This is a genomic window from Aliikangiella maris, from assembly GCF_040719265.1.
Taxonomy (GTDB): domain Bacteria; phylum Pseudomonadota; class Gammaproteobacteria; order Enterobacterales; family Kangiellaceae; genus Aliikangiella; species Aliikangiella maris.
In genome coordinates this window covers 14171-35250 of sequence record NZ_JBFDAH010000009.1, presented here as the reverse complement: position 1 = coordinate 35250, position 21080 = coordinate 14171, and the positions used below count along the sequence as shown (strand labels likewise).

The 21080-nt window shown below is 38.9% G+C and carries 22 protein-coding genes; 2 read left to right on the top strand and 20 right to left on the bottom strand.

Going from position 1 to position 21080, the window contains the following annotated elements; translation table 11 throughout:
• Positions 1-78 precede the first annotated feature (78 nt).
• From ABVT42_RS10240 to pepN, 4 genes are all read right to left on the bottom strand, one after another.
• Complete coding sequence (locus ABVT42_RS10240) at positions 79-243, bottom strand: DUF3012 domain-containing protein (RefSeq protein ID WP_353897067.1); 165 nt, start codon at positions 241-243, stop codon at positions 79-81.
• A gap of 619 nt (positions 244-862) precedes the next feature.
• The gene (locus tag ABVT42_RS10235) at positions 863-1198 is read right to left on the bottom strand and encodes a winged helix-turn-helix domain-containing protein (protein WP_353897068.1); all 336 of its coding nucleotides are present in this window, start codon (positions 1196-1198) and stop codon (positions 863-865) included.
• Positions 1199-1243: 45 nt separating this feature from the next.
• Positions 1244-2194: an MBL fold metallo-hydrolase gene (locus tag ABVT42_RS10230; RefSeq protein WP_353897069.1), complete on the bottom strand. Its 951-nt coding sequence runs from the start codon at positions 2192-2194 to the stop codon at positions 1244-1246.
• Between the two features lie 143 nt (positions 2195-2337).
• Positions 2338-5052 (bottom strand): aminopeptidase N, encoded by a 2715-nt coding sequence (gene pepN / locus ABVT42_RS10225; protein ID WP_353897070.1) that lies wholly within the window; start codon positions 5050-5052, stop codon positions 2338-2340.
• 243 nt (positions 5053-5295) lie between these two features.
• Between pepN and ABVT42_RS10220 the strand changes: the two genes are divergently transcribed.
• On the top strand, positions 5296-5886 hold the full coding sequence (locus ABVT42_RS10220) for a hypothetical protein (RefSeq protein ID WP_353897071.1): 591 nt from the start codon (positions 5296-5298) through the stop codon (positions 5884-5886).
• A 32-nt stretch (positions 5887-5918) separates the two neighbouring features.
• Here ABVT42_RS10220 and ABVT42_RS10215 read toward each other — a convergent pair whose 3' ends face one another.
• From ABVT42_RS10215 to ABVT42_RS10170, 10 genes are all read right to left on the bottom strand, one after another.
• Positions 5919-6128, bottom strand: coding sequence for a hypothetical protein (locus ABVT42_RS10215; protein ID WP_353897072.1), 210 nt, complete (start codon positions 6126-6128; stop codon positions 5919-5921).
• A gap of 265 nt (positions 6129-6393) precedes the next feature.
• Positions 6394-6819, bottom strand: coding sequence for a F0F1 ATP synthase subunit epsilon (locus tag ABVT42_RS10210; RefSeq protein WP_367023755.1), 426 nt, complete (start codon positions 6817-6819; stop codon positions 6394-6396).
• Positions 6820-6850: 31 nt separating this feature from the next.
• A complete protein-coding gene (atpD, locus tag ABVT42_RS10205; protein ID WP_353897074.1) occupies positions 6851-8227 on the bottom strand; it encodes a F0F1 ATP synthase subunit beta in 1377 nt (458 codons plus the stop codon).
• A gap of 73 nt (positions 8228-8300) precedes the next feature.
• Positions 8301-9161: a F0F1 ATP synthase subunit gamma gene (atpG, locus tag ABVT42_RS10200; protein ID WP_353897075.1), complete on the bottom strand. Its 861-nt coding sequence runs from the start codon at positions 9159-9161 to the stop codon at positions 8301-8303.
• A gap of 93 nt (positions 9162-9254) precedes the next feature.
• Positions 9255-10796 (bottom strand): F0F1 ATP synthase subunit alpha, encoded by a 1542-nt coding sequence (gene atpA, locus ABVT42_RS10195; RefSeq protein ID WP_353897097.1) that lies wholly within the window; start codon positions 10794-10796, stop codon positions 9255-9257.
• A gap of 18 nt (positions 10797-10814) precedes the next feature.
• On the bottom strand, positions 10815-11351 hold the full coding sequence (locus ABVT42_RS10190) for a F0F1 ATP synthase subunit delta (RefSeq protein ID WP_353897076.1): 537 nt from the start codon (positions 11349-11351) through the stop codon (positions 10815-10817).
• An 18-nt stretch (positions 11352-11369) separates the two neighbouring features.
• Positions 11370-11840, bottom strand: a complete 471-nt coding sequence (locus ABVT42_RS10185; RefSeq protein ID WP_353897077.1) for a F0F1 ATP synthase subunit B — start codon at positions 11838-11840, stop codon at positions 11370-11372.
• A 44-nt stretch (positions 11841-11884) separates the two neighbouring features.
• A complete protein-coding gene (atpE, locus tag ABVT42_RS10180) occupies positions 11885-12151 on the bottom strand; it encodes a F0F1 ATP synthase subunit C (protein ID WP_353897078.1) in 267 nt (88 codons plus the stop codon).
• Between the two features lie 60 nt (positions 12152-12211).
• Positions 12212-13030 (bottom strand): F0F1 ATP synthase subunit A, encoded by an 819-nt coding sequence (gene atpB, locus ABVT42_RS10175; RefSeq protein ID WP_353897079.1) that lies wholly within the window; start codon positions 13028-13030, stop codon positions 12212-12214.
• 19 nt (positions 13031-13049) lie between these two features.
• Entirely contained in the window at positions 13050-13430 is a 381-nt protein-coding gene (locus ABVT42_RS10170) for an ATP synthase subunit I (RefSeq protein WP_353897080.1), read from the bottom strand.
• 279 nt (positions 13431-13709) lie between these two features.
• Between ABVT42_RS10170 and ABVT42_RS10165 the strand changes: the two genes are divergently transcribed.
• Positions 13710-14792 (top strand): alpha/beta fold hydrolase, encoded by a 1083-nt coding sequence (locus ABVT42_RS10165; RefSeq protein WP_353897081.1) that lies wholly within the window; start codon positions 13710-13712, stop codon positions 14790-14792.
• 146 nt (positions 14793-14938) lie between these two features.
• Here the strand turns inward: ABVT42_RS10165 and ABVT42_RS10160 are convergent, their stop codons facing one another.
• The 6 genes from ABVT42_RS10160 to mnmG form a co-directional block, all read right to left on the bottom strand.
• A complete protein-coding gene (locus ABVT42_RS10160) occupies positions 14939-15097 on the bottom strand; it encodes a hypothetical protein (protein ID WP_353897082.1) in 159 nt (52 codons plus the stop codon).
• A gap of 151 nt (positions 15098-15248) precedes the next feature.
• On the bottom strand, positions 15249-16346 hold the full coding sequence (locus tag ABVT42_RS10155; protein ID WP_353897083.1) for an FAD-binding oxidoreductase: 1098 nt from the start codon (positions 16344-16346) through the stop codon (positions 15249-15251).
• A gap of 86 nt (positions 16347-16432) precedes the next feature.
• On the bottom strand, positions 16433-17311 hold the full coding sequence (locus tag ABVT42_RS10150; protein ID WP_465251064.1) for a ParB/RepB/Spo0J family partition protein: 879 nt from the start codon (positions 17309-17311) through the stop codon (positions 16433-16435).
• 42 nt (positions 17312-17353) lie between these two features.
• On the bottom strand, positions 17354-18148 hold the full coding sequence (locus tag ABVT42_RS10145; RefSeq protein ID WP_353897084.1) for a ParA family protein: 795 nt from the start codon (positions 18146-18148) through the stop codon (positions 17354-17356).
• Positions 18149-18386: 238 nt separating this feature from the next.
• Positions 18387-19019: a 16S rRNA (guanine(527)-N(7))-methyltransferase RsmG gene (rsmG, locus tag ABVT42_RS10140; RefSeq protein ID WP_353897085.1), complete on the bottom strand. Its 633-nt coding sequence runs from the start codon at positions 19017-19019 to the stop codon at positions 18387-18389.
• 7 nt (positions 19020-19026) lie between these two features.
• Positions 19027-20919, bottom strand: a complete 1893-nt coding sequence (gene mnmG, locus ABVT42_RS10135) for a tRNA uridine-5-carboxymethylaminomethyl(34) synthesis enzyme MnmG (protein ID WP_353897086.1) — start codon at positions 20917-20919, stop codon at positions 19027-19029.
• Positions 20920-21080: the final 161 nt, after the last annotated feature.

Here is a 21080-nt window from a genome sequence, read left to right as displayed (position 1 = left end):
AAAAATTATAATAATAAGCTTTATTAATAAGCAGAAATCATAAACAGTATTTTATTCTGCTTTTGTAGCTTCTAATTATTATTTTAAAACGCAGTGTTTGGCGAAATCAGTTGCTTCGTTTACTGTCCAGTCCCCTTTGGGTTTCTCTTTCATATTCTTACACCATTTTTCACTACCAACTTCTGGCGCACAAGCTGAAACCGTCAACAAAGTAAAAACAACTGCAATAATTTTTTTCATCATAAAGCTCTCTTTATCTAACCAATAAAAAAGGTGCATCATATTACTCGAATTTGAATAGGAGCGTCTAGCCATTCACTGTTTTGTAATATTTTAAAGTTTAACTAACACAAATATCAGATAACCGTCAAACCGTTTGGTATTGAGCTGTTGAATTTAGAGAGTCATTCATCAAATCTAGCTTCGATGGTGTGTTTCATAGTTGGCATTTTATAAATTAGTATTTATTTATATAACCAATACATTTGGCAGGTAACCAAACTAATTTGGAGTAAAGGTCTGAACGATTTACCAGTTGATTGAAATGAGAATAAACTATTCAATATATTTCGATTACTGCTTTAGTGGTATTTTTTACATTCATCATATTTTTTCAGCTTATTAGTTTTTGCAAAAAAATAACCGAAACTCTTTAATATTAAATTTTAAAGAGTCATATAAAATATATTGTTAAAATTTTTTTACTACTTTGGTAGTAGATTAATTTATTAAGAAAGGAGATTCAATTATGATAGGAGAGCAAACCAAACTAAGCAGCATTTTTAAAATTGTTTCATGTAAAAATTTTGCAATGTTGCTTAATTTGGTCGGATAGATTCGAGAAACTCCATTAGAGTATCAGTTAATTATAAGAAATGGAATACCCTTGTTTAGGAAAAGTTTGTATTTTTATTTCTCTTGCCCCTAAATCAACAAACATTTTTCTTAATTTACAGACACTATGAGTTAACCCTTTCACGCCGGTATAATAATTGCCATTCCAAACTTTTTGAATTAACTCTTCTCTAGAAACAACTCGATGGTTATTTTTTACCATATGAAAAAGTACTTCATTTAATTTATTTCGTAAATATATTGTATCATTTTTCGTTGATAAACACTGATTGGATGCATCATACAGCAAGCCACCAATCAAGATTTTTTGCGTTTCATTTAATTCAATATTAGGATTAAACATTAGCATTATTCTCCTTTCTGTAAAATTTATGGCAAATATTTTTTATTATTTTTGTATTGTTAATAACTCTTTCTCTACACCATATATACTCCAAACAACAATCATTTTTGCATCCAAACCAAAGTCACCTAAACCAGCATATTGAGAAAGAATTTGTTGAACAACTTTTTGGCGAGCACTTTTGGTTAAATGCTTTTTATCTTCATTTAAATTCGCTTTATCATTGATTGCTTGATTAACCAAAGCTCTTACAAAAGAAATATATTCAATATGGTCATCTAGTACGCCAACACCTGCGGGCTCACCATGTCCAGGAAAAAAATAACTATCTCGAAAATTATTTTTTAATTGCTTAAATTGTTGAATAACATTGCCTGAGCGACCTTCACCAACATAGTAATGCATGTGGTGCATAGTCACATCCCCGGTAAATAACCACTTTTTTTGTGGAACATAGACAACCGCATTATCTATCGCTTCACCTGGACCCAAATCTTTTAGTATGAATTCAATTCCATCGAATTTGAACGTAGTATCTTGTTTAACAATTTTATTTGCGGGCACAAATCTTTTTTCAACACAATCACCAAATGGTTTTGAAAAACCACTGGCTAAGAATTGTTTTAGACCTGTTGACATGTGAGCTGCTGTTTTTTCCGTTGCAATAATATCAAACTTACCGAATGAAGCCTCTAATGCGGCTAACCCCGCAAAATGATCGGGATGAGGATGAGTGATAAAAACAGCTTTTACCGGTTTATTGGTCAGTTGAATTGCACTCGCCATTTGTCGAGCATCCTGGGGAAGCAAAGGGGTGTCGATAACAATAATGCTGCTATTGGTTTCTATCCAATAAGCATTAGCCTGCCATCCTTCAATACTGGTATAACGATTTACTTTTGCAAATTTTTGAGAAGTGACAATATCACTACTGGCATTAGAATACGTGTAAGAAATATTGATGAATAAGATGAAGATAATAAAAAGCAGCTTCACAAATTTTGCCTCTAGTTAAATCGAATAATTAACGCCAGTAGATCACAGGTTAATTATTTGAATTCATCAACTCAACAATGGTGGGATGAACTAACTTGATGAGTTGATGAAACCAGGCAAATGAGGGATTATTTTATAGTGAATCAGCCTGCTAGTTTTTGTAATATTTTGAAACAATTTTTATCATTCAGATGTGCCGCTTTAATCGCCTTTTTTACACTTGGGCTAAGCTGCTGATAATTTTTTTCAGCTTTTTTAAGTTGTTTAATACTCTGGCTAGTACATAGTTCGGGGATCAAGTTACCAGCAAATGCACGCGAGTATGCCTGTTCGACCTTTTTATCCAACAGAGGAATTTGTTGCAGTATTTGTTGACTGAATTTTTGGTGTAAATGATGCTGCGAAACCGGAAATAGATTATTCATAATTCTTTTAGCAGTAGCTAATTTATATTTTTCTGGTGAATTCACCAGAATATCTAACCAGTATTGCTTATTTTTTTCTTCTGGTCTTATCACCTGGGCGACAATTGCCTGATTCATTCCTTTGTCGCTCAAATCTTTATTGGTTTCTTGCTCAAACATTTCTTGATAATCTTTATACAAAAACTGATTGAATTTTTTTACCAAAGCCCAGCGGATATCTTGATCGATCGTCAGGCCATCTAGTTGTATATTTCCCTGATAAATATCATAAAGGTTATGCAATGCCGATTCACTTTGGGTAACACCAATTGCATGCCAAAGCGCTTCTCTCTGGCGATCCGAAGCAGGTTTAGCCAGCTTGAGTTGGTGCCAAAAATAAGTTTCTATTTTCTTTAAATAGGTCAGGCTTTTATTCGAGTTGGTCGGTAACTTATTCAGGTAAGCTGCGCTATAAATTAAATGTTCGCTAAAATTATTGATTATGCTGATACTATCCTGACTATTAGCATTATTAATAGCAAAATCGATAAAATCATAAACCGACATTTTTGCATCTTTCACCGAATCCCAGAGACTTTGCCATAGCATTAAGCGCGTTTTATCTAGAGGGAAGTGATTAATATGCTGTTTAAGTGTGGCTATGGTTTTTTGGTCTAGTTCTACCTTGACATAACCCCAATCATCATAATTAGGATGAATGGCATCGGGGCAGGGCAACCCAACGGCTTCGACTACACGCGTTTTTTCACCTTGATAGATTACCGGAATCAATTGGTTTAACTTGATGCCATTTGATTGAGTTTGATATAAAGCCAATTGAACTCTTTGACTGCGCAAAGTGGGTAATTCAGCAGGTGCAAATTGATAAAGGCTTAATTGGCTAATTGTACCATTGAGACATTGGAAATCTGCTTTTATAGTATTTAATCCAGCTTTATAAAGCCATTGCTGCTGCCATTGCGTTAAATCAGTTTGAGCAGCCTTAGCCAACTCATTCATAAAGTCTGACAAGGTCGTATTTTGATAACTATATTTTGTTAAATAATTTCTTACCCCTTGGCGAAAGACATCTTCACCAAGATAAAAAGGCAACTGGCGTAATACCGAAGCACCTTTTCCATAAGTAATTCCGTCAAAATTTGTATAAGCATCGTCAGTTGATTCAACCGGAAGCTCAATTGCATGAGTGGTCGCGGCTTGATCGGATGAATAAGCCCACTGCTTAATGTTGGCATAAAAACTATCCCAGCTTTCTTTGTATTCAGTTGCTTCATTGACCGCAAGATAAGACATATAAGTCGCAAAACTTTCTTTTAACCATAAGCCATTCCACCAATCCATTGTTACCAGATTACCAAACCACATATGTGCCATTTCGTGCGCTATGATAGTGGCTAACCCTTGCTTTTGACTGCGAGTTTTTTCACTGCGCGATACGTATCGTTCATTAAAGGTAACCGCGGCCACATTTTCCATAGCACCGATATTGTAATCAGGTGAAACAACCTGATCATATTTTTTAAATGGGTAGGGAATAGCAAAATATTTTTCAAAAAAAGCAAATAGCTGTTTGGTTGGCGTAAACCATTCATCAACATGAATATATTTCGCTAATTGTTTTCGAGCAAACAGTCGCAGTGGTATATGGGTGCTATTATCTTCCCAGACCTGATAAGGACCAGCATGAAGTGGAAAAATATAAGAGGAAAAATTTTCAGAGCGTGGAAAATGCCAATGATTAAAATTAGCCAGTGAATCAATTTTAGTTTCTCTCACCGAGGTGATCACTGACCAATGTTTCGGTGCAACGACATCAATTTGATAATGTGCTCGAATATTGGGCTGGTTAAAGTGCGGAAATAACCGATGCGCTTTGTAAGGTTCAAAGTGAGAATAAAGATAAATTTCTCCCGACTCAGGTTCTTGAAAGCGATGTAGTCCATAGCCATCGGTAGAATAAGGCCGTCGATACTCAATGACGACTGTATTGTTTTCACTGTTCCTAAATAGATTAGCAGCAAGACTAATAAACCATTGATTGTACTGCCATTCTACTTTTTTATTATTTACCATTACCGCGCTAACTTCACCGCCATCAAAATCAATGGTGATTGGCGCTCGATTATTAGCCGCAACATCCATATCGATTGTGACAGTCCCTTTAAAAAAATCATTTTCAGCATCAAGCAACAAACTTAGTCGATATTCTACGTTGGATAATTGTGAGTGCCGGAGTACTGCATAACGATTACTAAGACTCGCCGTCGGTTCTCGTTCAATAATTTCAGGCGCTTTTTGAAGTGGGGCAGTTCGTTCGACTGCATGACATCCAACAATCAACACACTGAACATTAGAATTGCCACAGGCTGAAGATTTCGGTATAAATTTTTTAGTTTTTGCCATGCAAAATTAAAATTTATTATTATTTGCATTTTTCCCCCAATAAGAATTGACGCACTAAGGTTATTAAAGATTAGATGAAAATCTGTCATTAAGCGTAAATTAACTTTGGTATAGCCTTATTAACAAGCACTGTTTTAGCTAAAAATACTTTCATAGAGTGACTAATAAACAACATTTTTGTATCGATTAATCACAAATTTGCTATTTAAATGAATAAAATAGCAAAATAATGCGTTAATAACCTTACCGTTTAGTTAACTGGCTTTTGATTAATGAAAAAACTATTAATTTTAATTTCTTTTTTAGTAGTCGCCTGGCAATTGCTGTTTAAAATGACAACCGAGCTAGGTCCAGGCGTCAAAGCGCCTTTACCCCCGTTTCAGGGGCCACCCAGCGGACAAGCCCCCATTAATAAAGATGGCTATCTAATTACCGAACTGGCCTCATTTAGCATTAACGCTAAAGTTTTGAGCAAGGAGTTTTACTTTTTAGGCCGAGAGGCTGATTTGTCTCCCGTCGATTTGGCACTTGGTTGGGGTAGAATGTCCGATGAGTCGGTGTTAAGTCAAATTGATATTTCTCAATCGGGGCGTTGGTATCGATGGCAGTCTAAAAACTTTGCAATTCCTAGACGAGAAATAGAAACCTCCAGCGCAAACATGCACATGATTCCAGCAGACAACGAGATCAAACTTGCCCTCAGCCGGGTTAAAGAAGGCCAAATTATTCAATTAACCGGCAGTCTGGTTAAAGTTGAGGCCAATGATGGATGGCGCTGGAAAAGCTCACTGACTCGTGAAGATACGGGAAATGGGGCTTGTGAATTGATTTATGTTAAGCACTTTTCAATTGTCGATATTTAAGATGGACTATTATGTGTTCGTTAAGGTTCGCCTTAAAATATACGACGGATTAGAGTACTATCGATTTGCAGTGTTGTATCATTTATTTGAACAACAACACTACGACCTTCAATCTTAATAAGCGGGTTTACCGCTGATAGCGCCGAATGGTGAGATATCCCAGAGAAATTAAGAGCAAACAACAAGCACATTAAAATACTGGCAATCAGCGCCATTAGTGGTTTAATTACAGAGAGTTTCATTATTCTTTCTCAAACATTTAAACAGTCTTGTACTTTATAGACGACTCATCGAAATAAAAAGTTTGAAAAAATGCAATGAAATAGACAATTTTATATCAATCGGCGAGTAGGCTTTTATTTGAGAGCTTTGGTTTATCTCTAGATTCTGATTTATTTCAAGATTCTAATTTTTACGGGGAATTTACTTTGAGCGGAGATAACTACAATAAGCAAAAAGGCGCCTTTGAGAGCGCCTCTTTTTAGAATCAATTAATCCGTAACGATTCTATTTTCCTGCTTTTTTGCGAATTGCCTGAATAGTGCGTAATTGGGCAACCGCCTCGGCCAGTTCAACTGCGGCTTTTGAATATTCGATTTCTGAGTTTTGATCAGCCATTGCAGCTTCGGCAGCTTCTTTTGCTGCGATAGCTGCGGCCTCATCAACATGATCAGCACGAGCTGCAGTGTCGGCCAGAATTGTCGTTACATGAGGCTGAACTTCCAGCATTCCACCAGAAACATAAAAATGCTCCTCGTTACCTTCATGATCGGTCACTTTAACCATACCTGGTTTAAGGGAAGTCAGTAACGGCGCATGACCAGGGGTAATCCCCAGCTCGCCTAAATCACCCATTGCAACAAGTGATCCGACAGTGCCAGAGAAAATTGATTTCTCGGCACTAACGATATCTAACTGAAATGTGTAAGGCATATTCAATTTCCTTTCAGTTTACAGGTGGAAATTAGATAGATTTAGCTTTTTCAACAGCTTCTTCGATCGTTCCAACCATGTAGAATGCTTGCTCTGGCAGGTGGTCATATTCACCACTTAATATGCCTTTAAATCCAGAAATAGTATCTTTTAGTGAGACATATTTTCCTGGAGAACCCGTAAATACTTCCGCAACGAAGAATGGCTGCGATAAGAAACGTTGGATTTTACGAGCACGCGATACAGTTAACTTATCATCTTCTGATAACTCATCCATACCCAGAATAGCGATAATATCTTTTAACTCTTTATAACGTTGCAATACTGATTGAACGCCACGAGCAACATCATAATGTTCTTGACCGATAACCAATGGATCCAACTGACGAGAAGTTGAATCTAGCGGGTCAACCGCAGGGTAAATACCTAATTCCGCTATTTGACGAGATAGTACAACTGTCGCGTCCAAGTGAGCAAAAGTAGTTGCAGGAGATGGGTCAGTTAAGTCATCCGCAGGCACATAAACCGCTTGAACCGAAGTTATCGAACCAGTTTTAGTTGAAGTAATACGCTCTTGCAGTACCCCCATTTCCTCAGCCAGTGTAGGCTGATAACCTACCGCAGATGGCATCCGACCAAGCAGTGCCGATACTTCTGTTCCTGCCAGAGTATAACGATAAATATTGTCAACGAACAATAATACATCACGGCCTTCATCACGGAATTTTTCAGCCATGGTTAGTCCAGTCAAAGCAACACGCAGTCTGTTTCCAGGAGGCTCATTCATCTGACCGTAAACCAATGATACTTTATCGATTACGTTTGAATCAGTCATTTCGTGGTAAAAGTCATTACCTTCACGAGTTCGCTCACCAACACCAGCAAATACTGAGAAACCACTGTGCTCAGTCGCGATATTACGGATAAGCTCCATCATATTAACGGTTTTTCCAACACCCGCACCACCGAACAGACCAACTTTACCCCCTTTAGCAAATGGGCAAACCAAGTCGATTACTTTAATACCGGTTTCTAATAATTCGTTCGCAGCAGCTTGCTCTTCATAAGAGGGCGCTTTACGGTGAATTGACATTCTTTCCTGTTCACCAATTGGACCTTTTTCATCAATTGGATTACCCAGTACATCCATGATGCGTCCTAGTGTTTCCTGGCCAACAGGCACAGAGATTGGTGCACCGGTATTTGATACTTTCATACCACGACGCATACCTTCAGAAGAACCCATCGCAATACAACGAACAATACCATCGCCCAATTGCTGCTGAACTTCCAAGGTTAACTCACTACCTTCAATATTAAGAGCGTCATAGACTTTAGGTACATCAGTCCGTGGAAATTCCACGTCAATGACAGCGCCGATGATCTCAACAATGCTACCGTTACTCATTGTTTGTTCCTCTGTTTAATAATTTCTTTAAAATTCGTTAACTCAAATTTCTGTTATGGGCAACACGGTTACATTAAACCGCGGCTGCACCACCAATAATTTCAGAAATTTCCTGGGTAATTGCTGCCTGACGGGCTTTGTTATAGATCAATTGCAGATCATCAATAATACTACCTGCGTTGTCAGTCGCTGCTTTCATGGCTACCATTCGAGATGCTTGTTCACAAGCAATATTGTCAACAACCCCTTGATATACCTGTGATTCAATGTAACGAACCAATAAAACATCCAATAGTTCTTTGGCATCTGGTTCATAAATATAATCCCAGTGATGCTTAAGCTCATCTTCCTCCTGCTTTTCAACAGGTAATAATTGGTGAACTCTTGGGCTTTGTGTCATCGTGTTGACAAACTCATTATGGACCAAGTACAAACGGTCAATTCGGCCGTCATCAAAGGAATCAAGCATTACTTTAACTGTACCAATCAAATCACTGACTGTCGGCGCATCACCCAGATGAGAAGTTTTTGCAACCACATTACCGCCAAATCGATTGAAAAATCCACCTGCTTTTGAGCCCACCAGACAAAGATCAATTTCAACATCTTTCTCTTGCCAGGTTTGCATAGATTTCAATGCTTCTTTGAACATATTGGTATTTAAACCACCGCATAAACCTCGATCAGTTGATACAACAATAAAACCAACACGCTTAACTTCACGCTCGATAATATATGGATGCTTATACTCAGTATTACCCATAGCAAGGTGTCCGATTACATTACGGATTCTCTGTGCATAAGGTTTGGTTGCTTCCATTCTATCCTGCGCTTTACGCATTTTACTTGCAGCAACCATTTCCATTGCACTGGTAATTTTTTGAGTATTTTTGATACTTCCAATCTTGGTACGAATTTCTTTTCCGACCGCCATAGACTGATTCCAGTAATTAAATTTTATTAGTTAACGTTACTTTGGCCTAAACGGCCTAAAAGGAGAGTTTATACTCTCCTTGATACTTGCAGCTTACCAGGTGCCAGTTTCTTTAAACTTGCTCAAGGCAGCATCAAGTGCAGATTCGATTTCTTTATCATAGCTGCCTGACTCATTGATTTTAGTCATCAGTGCAGCTTCGTTAGCACCCATGTAATCTTGCAATGCAGCTTCGAAATCCTGAACCTTGCTAATATCAACATCTTTTAAATAGCCTTTTTCAGCAGCAAATAGTGAAACAGCCATTTGTGCAACTGACATAGGGGCGTATTGATTTTGCTTCATTAATTCAGTAACACGTTGACCATGCTCTAACTGAGCACGAGTCGCTTCATCTAAATCTGATGCAAACTGTGCAAATGCCGCTAGTTCACGATATTGTGCAAGTGCTAGACGAACACCACCACCCAGCTTTTTAATGATTTTTGTTTGAGCCGCTCCACCAACACGAGATACCGAAAGACCCGCATTTACCGCAGGACGGATACCGGCATTAAATAAGTCAGTTTCAAGGAAAATCTGACCATCGGTAATCGAAATAACATTGGTCGGTACGAAAGCAGATACGTCACCAGCTTGAGTTTCGATAATTGGTAAAGCCGTTAAAGAACCTGTTTTGCCTTTAACTTTGCCACCAGTAAATTTCTCTACATAGTCGGCATTTACCCGAGCTGCGCGCTCTAATAAACGAGAATGAAGATAGAAAACATCACCAGGATAGGCTTCACGACCAGGCGGACGACGTAACAATAATGAAATTTGACGATATGCCCAAGCTTGTTTGGTTAAATCATCATAAACGATAAGTGCGTCTTCGCCGTTATCACGATAATACTCACCCATGGTACAACCAGAGAAAGGTGCGATAAATTGCAGTGCCGCAGAATCAGAAGCTGCTGCCGCAACAACGATAGTGTGTGCCATTGCACCATGTTCTTCCAGTTTACGTACGATATTGGCAATAGTTGAAGCTTTTTGACCAACGGCAACATAGATACATTTTACACCGGTAGACTTCTGATTGATGATTGCATCAACCGCCAAAGCTGATTTACCGGTTTGACGGTCACCGATAATCAACTCACGCTGACCACGACCAACAGGAATCATCGCATCGACTGATTTGTAGCCGGTTTGAACGGGTTGATCAACTGATTGACGAGCGATAACACCAGGTGCTACTTTTTCAACAGGTGCGTAAGTCGCATTTTCAATAGGACCTTTTCCGTCGATTGGATTACCTAGTGCATCAACAACACGGCCTAATAAGGACTCACCGGTTGGCACTTCAAGAATACGGCCAGTACACTTGGCTTTTTGACCTTCTACGATGTCGGAATAGTCACCTAGAACTACCGCACCAACTGAATCACGTTCAAGGTTAAGTGCCAAACCATACTTACCGCCAGGCAATTCAATCATTTCACCCTGCATAACTTCAGCAAGGCCATGAATTTTTAAGATACCGTCAGATACGCTGACAATAGTACCTTCATTACGAGCTTCAGATACAACTTCAAAGTCATTGATTCGTTGTCTGATTAACTCACTGATTTCTGATGGATTCAGTTGCATACTCATGCTCTGCGTTCCTTATACGTTCAAAGTGTCAGACAGTTTAGTTAGCTTGCCGCGAACCGAACCATCAATCACTAAATCTTCTGCTTGAATTATCAAACCACCTAATAGATCAGCATCAACATTCACTTCAACTTCGACCGTACGGCCGAGTTTTGCTGCGAGTTTTTCTTTTAATTGGGTGATTTGCTGCTCATTTAACGCTGTCGCTGAAGTCACTTGCGCTTCAATTGTTTTCTCAAATTCGCTGCGCAAAAAGTTAAATAACACTTCAATTTCAGGCAAAGTCAAAAGACGGCCATTTTGGGCTAATAGCTTGATTAAATTAGCACCTTTTTCATCCAGTTTGTCCTGACAAACCTTCAGCATCGCATCTTTTTGATCTTCTTTGGTAAAATGAGGGCTGGTTAATAGCTGCTGCATCGACTCATCGTTCACCACGCTGGCAGCAAAACCAAGCATTTCAGACCATTCGGCCAACTGCTTAGCTTCAATAGCATACTCAAACGCAGCTTTTGCGTATGGTCTTGCGAGTGTTGTTAATTCAGCCATGGGCCACCTTCATTTTAATTAAAGTTCAGCAACTAAGCTTTCAAGAATATCCGCCTGGGCAGATGCATCGATGTTGCGTTGAAGAATTTTTTCTGCACCGGCTACGGCTAATACCGAAACCTGCTTACGTAATTCTTCTCGCGCCCGATGGACTTCTTGCTCAATTTCTGCATTGGCACCAGCCAATATTTTATCTGCTTCAGCTCGTGCGTCAGTTTTTGCTGAATCGACAATTTCAGCATGACGCTTTTTAGCTTGTTCAATTAACTCAGCAGCTTTTTCTTTGGCTTCACGCATGGTTTCAGCAGCTTTCTTTTGAGCCAACTCTAAATCATGTTGACTTTTATCTGCAGCTTCCAGTCCTTCGCGAATTTTATCCTGACGCTCGGTGATCGCAGCATCAAGTAATGGCCAGATATATTTCATGGTAAACCAAACGAAGAATATCATCGCTATCGTTTGGCCTATCAGGGTTGCATTAAAATCCACGGCAATCTCCTCTAATGTCGGTTAATAATAAGACTCGAGAGTGATTAAGCGCCGATTGCTTGTAGTTGTCCAACAAATGGATTAGCAAAAGTGAAGAACAATGCAATACCAACACCAATCATCGCTACCGCGTCAAGCAGACCAACCACGATGAACATTTTAACTTGAAGCATTGGCGCTAATTCTGGTTGACGAGCTGCACTCTCAAGGAATTTACCACCTAAAAGACCCATACCAATACCAACGCCAAGTGCGCCAAGACCGATAAGGATAGCTACTGCGATTGCGGTAAAGCCGATTACTGTTTCCATTGTGTTCTCCTAGTAAGGATTAGTTAAAGTTAAAATTTATAAAGTAAAGGTCAGTTTTAATTAGTGATCTTCATGTGCCAGACTGAGATAAACCACAGTAAGCATCATGAAAATAAACGCTTGCAGGAAAATTACCAACAAATGGAGCACAGCCCAACCAAAATGAAGTGGTAATTGCATATAGCCCATTAATGCGATCAAGATGAAAATCAGCTCACCCGCATACATGTTTCCGAAAAGTCGAAGCGATAAAGAAATTGGTTTTGCAAGTAATGCAGCGCCTTCTAAAATCAGGTTCAGAGGAATTGCCGCCCAGTGATTAAATGGGTTGAGGGTCAATTCTTTGGTAAATCCACCGATACCTTTCACTTTAATACTATAAAAAAGGATTAATATGAAAACAGACAGTGACATAGCAAAAGTCACATTAATATCGGTACTTGGAACAATTTTGAAATAAGGAACACCTACTAGATGGGCTAATCCGGGAATCCAGTCGACAGGAATCAAATCCATCAAATTCATTAAATAGACCCATACAAAGATGGTTAAGCCCATTGGCGCAATCAGTTTATTTTTGCCGTGGAAGGTGTCTTTAACATTGGTATCGACAAAATCGATAATTAACTCGATGAAGCATTGAAACTTGCCTGGAACACCGGTAGTAGCTTTTTTAGCAGATCGTCTGAAAATCCAAAGGAAAACCAATCCGAGAAAAACCGAGAAAAACATACTGTCTACATTGATGGCATCGAGTCGACTACCTGAACAGATATTAGGGTTTTCAGCAGTGTTGAATGTCCAGCCATTTTCGGTTGAACAGGCTTGCAGGTTTTGCAAGTGGTGCTTGATATAACCCGAACTTGATTCTGCACTCATAAACTCATTATTCCTGTTATTAATGGGTCTTGATTATTACAGGCGTTAACCACTGACAGAGTAACGCCATGATATATCCAACTAAGACATACATTTCAAAACCGGGTAACAACAGAAATGCAACGATTAATAAACTGATGGAGAGTGCTATTTTTACGGTTTCGCCAAAGTAAAAAGCACGAACTACCTGTTTGTTTGCTTGCGCCCCAGATTTTGAAAATGCCTTAAAAACGAAATAGGTATTAGCTATTAAAATAACTATTCCGCCCGATAGCAGTGCGACTGCTACCATTAATTCTTTTAGTAATCCAAATGCCGATATCAACACGATGATCAATGTTTGAATCAGCAACAGCTTCTTTGCTTGTTGAAATCCGTGTCTGACTAAGATTTGGCTCATGTGTAACTTTGCTTATACCTTGTAACTTAATCAGATAGTTTTTAATTTATTGGTTGACAGATTAGCACAAATCAACCATCTAAATGCGGCGCAAATTATAGAGATCTATCCTTTGTTAAGCAAGAGGCGTCGAGGTAATAATCAGCGTAAATGAAGGATTTATTTGATGTTTTAAAAATCAACAATAATAATGTAAGTTAAGAACTTAAATAAAAACATCACATTTTTGAGATAACCCTCTGTAATTTAAGGGTTTGTTATTTTGGATTTAACAATCGAATGACAACGCCAAACTATAGTATAAAAATCAGTCAAATTAAAGATATGGTTCAAAAATTGCTTAAAACACTAATAATTCTATTCACCACACTCGTCTCACTACAACTTGTGGCAAAGCATCAAAGTCAGATAATTCAAATAAACAATCATCCATTACACGTTACTCGATGGTTTATAGAAGAACAGCCAAGTTTAGAAAAACGCCACACCAGTACAACTGAACAAAAAGCAACCGTTATTTTACTTTCTGGTCCTACGGATAATTGGTTTTCCGACTCCGCTTGGTATGCAAGACTTGCCCCCCGATTAACAAAACAGTTTGATGTTTATACGATTGATAGGGCGGGACAAATCACCGCAGATGCAAAAGCCCAGGTTGGTTATGTTCAGTTTGCTGATGATTTAAGAAAATTCATCATTCAAAAAGAGCTACAAAATATTCATTTCGTGGGATTTGCATCATCGAATATCTCACTGCTACATCTATTTAACCAATCAGCGGAATTTTTGGAGCCAATGAATATACTCTCGGTTACGCTGATCGATCCTGATGTAATTACGGATTTTTCAATTGAGCGTTACAGAAAAGATGCTTATCCCTTTAAGAAAAATCTGCAAGCCTATGTAAAATACATTGAAGAAGGCAAATATGATGCAAGAGCGAAACAAAAAACAGAGATGGACTATCAGCATATTAAAACATTATCGGCTGACGATCCTTTGACCGACTGGCAATTTGTCGAGCGTATTTTTGCCAGAAGATTAAATCGGATAAATCTACAAAATCAATTCCGTGAAATAGCACAATATGATGAAGACTTACTATCAACAAAAATGCTATTTTTTCCCAAAGAGCTAAAGCTCACGATTATCGACACGGATTTTGAACAGCGTTACATTGAGCAAAGCAAAAATGATGAGCTCAAAAAAGAACTAAAAGATTGGCGTAAAGACGGGAAACAATATTATTTAAAACTGATTGAACGGGCAAAAGAAGGAAAATACATTGAACTGGATACTCAAGAACACTTGATTCCTTTTTCTCAGCCAGAGGTTATTACTGATATTTTACTAGAAAAATAAACTTAGCTGTGGGTATTTCTGTTAGTTAACAAATTTGCCGAATTAGCGCTTTGAGCTCAATACTTTGAGCTCAACACTTTAAACTCGATTATTTGAGTTCAGTCCTTTCAATTCAGAAATTCCAATCCGGCTAGCATTTGTTAATTTCAAGTAATTAATTTGAGCCTAAGTTTGGTATTACCAAGCATAGTACCAACTTTAACCCCCATTAAATCTAGAGCGTTTGAAAAAGTACTGTACGAATCATAACCAATAATTTCAACATTACTTTCTTTACTGGTGTAAGCCGTCATGACAATTGTCACTAACTCTCGATAGTTAGGTGCATCACCATTTACAACAAAACGTTCAGTTATCCTACCGCATTATTGCATTTGTGAGCGATCGCCGCTAATTTGAATAAATAGATAACTTTTACCATTCATACTTGAGCACCAATTCTATATTTTCCCCTGGTTAAATGTCTAATTCAACATCTGATCTGACATGCGAGGTACAGGTTAAAATAAATCCCTCTTGCTCACTTTGCTTATCCAGGCCTGAATCATTTGTTGTAACCGTATCGCCACTGATTTTTCTTACTTTGCAACATCCGCAATCTCCTTCGCGACAAGCTGATTCAATTGCTACACCTGTAGATTCAATTTTTTCCAATAGTGCATCCTGAGTAGTTACATCGACAGTGATCCCTGATTTTTTTAAAGTTAATTTAAACAGTTTTACGGCTTCTTCTGGTGCTTGTTGCTGCTCAGCTTGTTGTTTTTCAAGTTTGGCTTTCTTTTTACCACCTGGATCAAAGGTTTCATCGTGATAATTTTCCATATTAAAATCAAGTTGCCCAAGACTTTGCTTAACCTGATCCATAAATCCATCTGGTCCACAGCAAAAGATCACTCGTTCTTGAATATCAGGCACCACATCAAGCAAAATATTTTTGTTAACCCGACCACGCCGACCCAGCCAGTTTTCAGTTAATCCTGGTTGAGAACAAACCACTTCAATTGTGCAATTGGCATGTTGAAAATCCAGTAAACTTAATTCGCGCCTAAAAATTATATCTTGAGTTGTTCTCGCCCAATGAAGAAAAACGATATTTTTATTCACCGCTTGATCGCACCAAAAACGCAGCATTGACATGGCTGGTGTAATACCCGAACCAGCTGAAATTAAAACCACTTTATCTGACTCAATATCCAAACAGTTAAACTGCCCAGCTGGACCGCGAAACTCTAATTCACTACCAACTTGAATATTTTCATGTAACCATGAAGAAATGATTCCCTCAGGATCTTTCTTTATGGTTAATTCAAGCAAATGAGGACGAGTAGGGGATGAAGCGATGGTATAAGAGCGGTTATGTTTTTCGCCACCAATTTCTAATTGAATACCTATAAACTGACCGGGTTTAAAATGAAATAATTGTGGTTCCTTTGCTCTAAACTGAAATGTTTTCACATCGTGAGTTTCATCAATCACATTGACGCAGACAACTGGCGTTTTCCGTGTTGACCAGGATTCAATTGATTTTAATTGTTCAATGGATGTAATAGACATGTTATTCCCAAAACCTTAAATAAAAATATACAAATAGAAAGGGGCTTATCTTAAGCCCCCTTTATTATTCTATGATTTGCAAATGATTACAGTTGCTCAATTCCCATATGACGTAAAATTCCATCTAATTCATCTAAACTGTTATATTGAATTGAGATTTTCCCTTTCCCTTTCGTACCGTGCTGAATCGTTGTGCTGGCACCAATTTTATCAGCAATCGAACGCTCCAGTTGCTCGATATGCGGATCTGTTTCTTTATTAACTGAGCTAGTTTTAACTGGTGAGAGTTGTTTTTTAACTAATTTTTCGGTTTCCCTCACCGTTAGACCTTTCGCAACAACCGTCCTGGCAACTTGTGTCTGTTCATTGTCGGGCAATGAGAGCAGCGCTCGTGCGTGTCCCATTTCTAAATCACCTCGCTCTAGCATAACTCGACAAGCTTCAGTTAAACTCAGTAATCTCAATAAATTAGTTACGGTAGTACGGCTTTTACCAACGGCATCTGCAGTTTGCTGATGTGTCAGATTAAATTCATGCATCAGTCGCTGCAGAGCTGTGGCCTCTTCCATTGCATTTAAATCTTCCCGTTGAATATTTTCAATCAGCGCCATCGCAATAGCCGCTTCATCAGGAATGTCTTTAACTAAACAAGGGACTTCATCCAATTGCGCTAATTGCGATGCTCGCCAACGACGCTCACCAGCAATAATTTCATATTTATCATTCCCCACTAAACGCACGACAATTGGCTGAATAATACCTTGTGCTTTAATCGAATGAGCCAATTCTTCCAATGCTTCATCCGCCATAATTTTGCGAGGTTGGTATTGGCCCGGCTGAAGCTTCTCAATGGGCAGTTTTTGTAACTCTCCTTTGGGCACAATACCTTCGGATCGTTCACCTTCTGATTTTTGAGGTTTACTTAAAAACGCATCTAAGGGTGAACGACCGAGTTTCTTTTTCATAGATATTCTCTAAATTATTTGAAGTTGGTTAAATCGATTATATTAAGCGACGCTTGAATTGGCCTCAGCTTCTGATTCTTGTCGACGAATCATTTCTCCCGCCAATGCAAGATAAGCTTTCGCACCACGCGATAAGCGATCATAAAGCAATGCAGGCAAACCATAGCTTGGCGCTTCTGCCAGTCGAACATTTCTAGGGATTACCGTCCGATAAACTTTTTCACCAAAATGCTCATGTAATTGACCCGACACTTCGACTGCCAATCGGTTGCGCGGATCATACATGGTTCTCAAGATCCCTTCGATAGTTAAATCTGGATTCACATGTTCGGTTATTTGACCAATCGTATTTAGTAACGCACTCAATCCTTCCAGTGCATAATATTCACACTGCATCGGTATCATGACACTGTTTGCCGCAACCAATGCATTAACCGTCAAAATACTTAAAGAGGGTGGGCAGTCGATAAAAATATAGTCAAATTCATCAACCAGCGGCAACAAAGCCGATTTTAGACGAGACTCTTTATGATCAGCATTTAACAAATGCGCTTCGGCTGCAGCCAGATCGGAATTAGCGGGAATAATGTAAATACCTGCCTGTTCGGCATTTATCATACATTCGTGGGCGCTTTTCTCCCCCATCAATACATCTAATATATGGATTTCGAGCTCATCTTTGTCAACACCGCACCCACTACTGGCATTTCCCTGCGGGTCGAGGTCAACTAACAGGACTTTACGCTTTGTTGCAGCCAATGACGCTGCAATATTTATACTGCTGGTGGTTTTACCAACGCCACCTTTTTGATTAGTGACTGCAATAATCTTTCCCACAAGTTACCTCATTCATTTACTGTGCTTTGGGTAAGATAACTTTTATGAATTATCGTTTAGTTATCTATCAGATCAGTTCTATCATTGCTGACCATTTCATTAACAATACATTTATTAACTACGCTTTACATTAACAATACCAGTCCATTAAAAATGTTAATTAGCCAATTGGATTGCACCAAATTGTTAGATTTTGAACAATTTTAAGCAAACCATTATAGTTTGATTGTAGTTCGGATCAATCATTTCGTTGTGCCAACTGGATGATACACCGTTTCGCATTTAACTTTGGAACACTAAGTCTGTAAGTATTTACTTCTTTAGCCCACTTTGGAATTTCCTCTAATTCCGATGGCAGGTATTCACCTTTCATCGCCATCCAGCAGCCATCTTGGGCAACCAGATGCTGCGTCATTTGCAACATATCTTTTAACGATGCAAATGCTCTGGATACGACGCAGTCATATACCTCAGATTGAAAAGCCTCAACGCGAGCATGGTGTGGCGTGACATTAGTAAGTCCTAACTCATGTATTTGCTGACGAATAAAACGAATTTTTTTACTGTTGCTATCGAGCAGATGAAACTCCAGCTCTGGCAATGCAATCGCTAGCGGTAGTCCTGGAAACCCAGGTCCAGTGCCGACATCGAGCGTTTTTCTGAATGTCCAGTAGGGAACAATAGCCAAGCTATCAAGTAAATGCAGCTTTAAAGCTTCATCGGCCTCAGTAATAGCAGTTAAGTTGTAAGTTTTATTCCATTTAAGCAATTGACTGAGTAGATACGATAGTTGATCTATTTGCTTTTGCGTGAGGTTTAATGCCAGTTGCTCAACACCTTGTTGCAGGTTTTGCTTAATCTGTAGGTCCATAATCAAATTAAGCCTGCTTAGGAAGTCTGAACTGATGCTTTTTAATGGTAATCAATAAAAGCGAAATTGCTGCGGGTGTAACCCCAGAAATACGACTTGCCTGACCAATAGTTTCAGGACGCACCGCTTGTAATTTTTGGACAATTTCTGCCGACAATCCACTAATTGCAGAGAAATCCAGTTCAACTGGAATTTTTTGATCCATTTGTTTACGCGTGCGCAAAATTTCTTCATTTTGCCTATCAATATAACCTGCATATTTAGCCTGTATTTCGACCTGTTCTTTGACATCGTCAGTTAGTTTTTCACCAAGCTCAGCAATACACTCTTGCATCAGTTGATAATTTAATTGTGGTCGCTTAAGTAATTCGAGCTGGTTATATTCGCGTGATAATGGTTTTTCGAGATGTTCATTAAGACGATTAGCTGCCTCACTATCCGGTTGAATCCAGCAAGATTTCATGCGTGTTATCTCATTTTCAATAGCAGTGCGTTTTTGTGCGGTCAATCCCCATAATTCATCACTGAGTAAACCAAGCTGATGGGCTTTTTCAGATAAACGCAAATCTGCATTATCTTCACGTAAAATCAAACGGTATTCGGCACGAGAAGTGAACATGCGATAAGGTTCCTGAGTACCACGAGTAATTAAATCATCAATCATCACACCAATGTAGGATTCTTCCCGTGTCGGGCTCCATGCTTGCTTTTGTTGTACCAACCTCGCTGCATTTAATCCTGCAATTAGTCCTTGAGCTGCGGCTTCTTCATATCCGGTTGTGCCATTGATTTGTCCAGCAAAAAATAATCCTTGAATATGTTTTGTTTCCAGAGAAGCTTTAAGTTCTCGTGGATCAAAGTAGTCATATTCAATCGCGTATCCCGGACGAGTAATATGTGCATTTTCAAATCCTTTAATGGTTCTGACAAACGCCAGTTGCACATCGAAGGGTAAGCTCGTTGAAATACCATTTGGATAAACTTCGTGGGTATCTAAACCTTCTGGTTCTATGAATATTTGGTGTGAATCACGATCGGCAAAACGATTAACCTTATCTTCGATAGAAGGGCAATAGCGTGGACCAACCCCTTCAATAATGCCGCTATACATTGGCGAGCGATCGAGTCCTGAATGAATAATTTCATGCGTTCTAGTATTCGTATGAGTGATAAAGCAAGGAATTTGCCTAGGGTGTTGCGAGGCATTGCCAGTAAAGGAGAATACAGGAACGGGCGTATCACCATGTTGTGGCTCTAAATCAGTAAAATCAATTGATCGAGCATCGATGCGTGGCGGCGTTCCGGTTTTAAGCCGTTCAACTCGAAAGGGTAACTCACGCAGCCTTTGCGATAAACCTATCGCAGGCGGATCACCGGCACGGCCTCCTGAATAGTTGGTCAATCCTATATGAATTTTACCATCTAAAAATGTACCCGCAGTTAATACTACACTTGAGGCATTAAAACGTAATCCCATTTGGGTAACAACACCACAAACCTTATCGTTTTGAATAATTAAATCGTCAACTGATTGTTGGAAAATTTTTAAATTAACTTGTGATTCAAGTACTTGACGTACATAACCTTTATAAAGAGTGCGATCAGCCTGAGCGCGGGTTGCTCTCACGGCGGGCCCTTTGCTTGCATTGAGCTTTCTAAAATGAATTCCCGCATGGTCAATAGCTTTTGCCATAACACCACCAAGCGCATCCACCTCTTTTACCAAATGTCCTTTACCAATACCACCGATAGCTGGGTTACAACTCATCTGGCCAAGTGTTTCAATATTGTGAGTAATTAGCAGCGTGCAAGCCCCAGTGCGTGCCGCAGCCAAAGCAGCTTCAGTACCAGCATGCCCACCACCAATCACAATGACATCAAAACTTTCATCAAAAACCATTAAATTTTCCACAGATAAAAAATGGAGGTGGATCTTACCTAAAAGTGACTAAATATTGAACGTTTATCTCTGAAAATACCAAGTTTTTTCATTCAGATAAAAATAATTCCTCCCTGATTATGGGACACTCCCTTTTTTCAACACTTAATCACAGCTAGCTG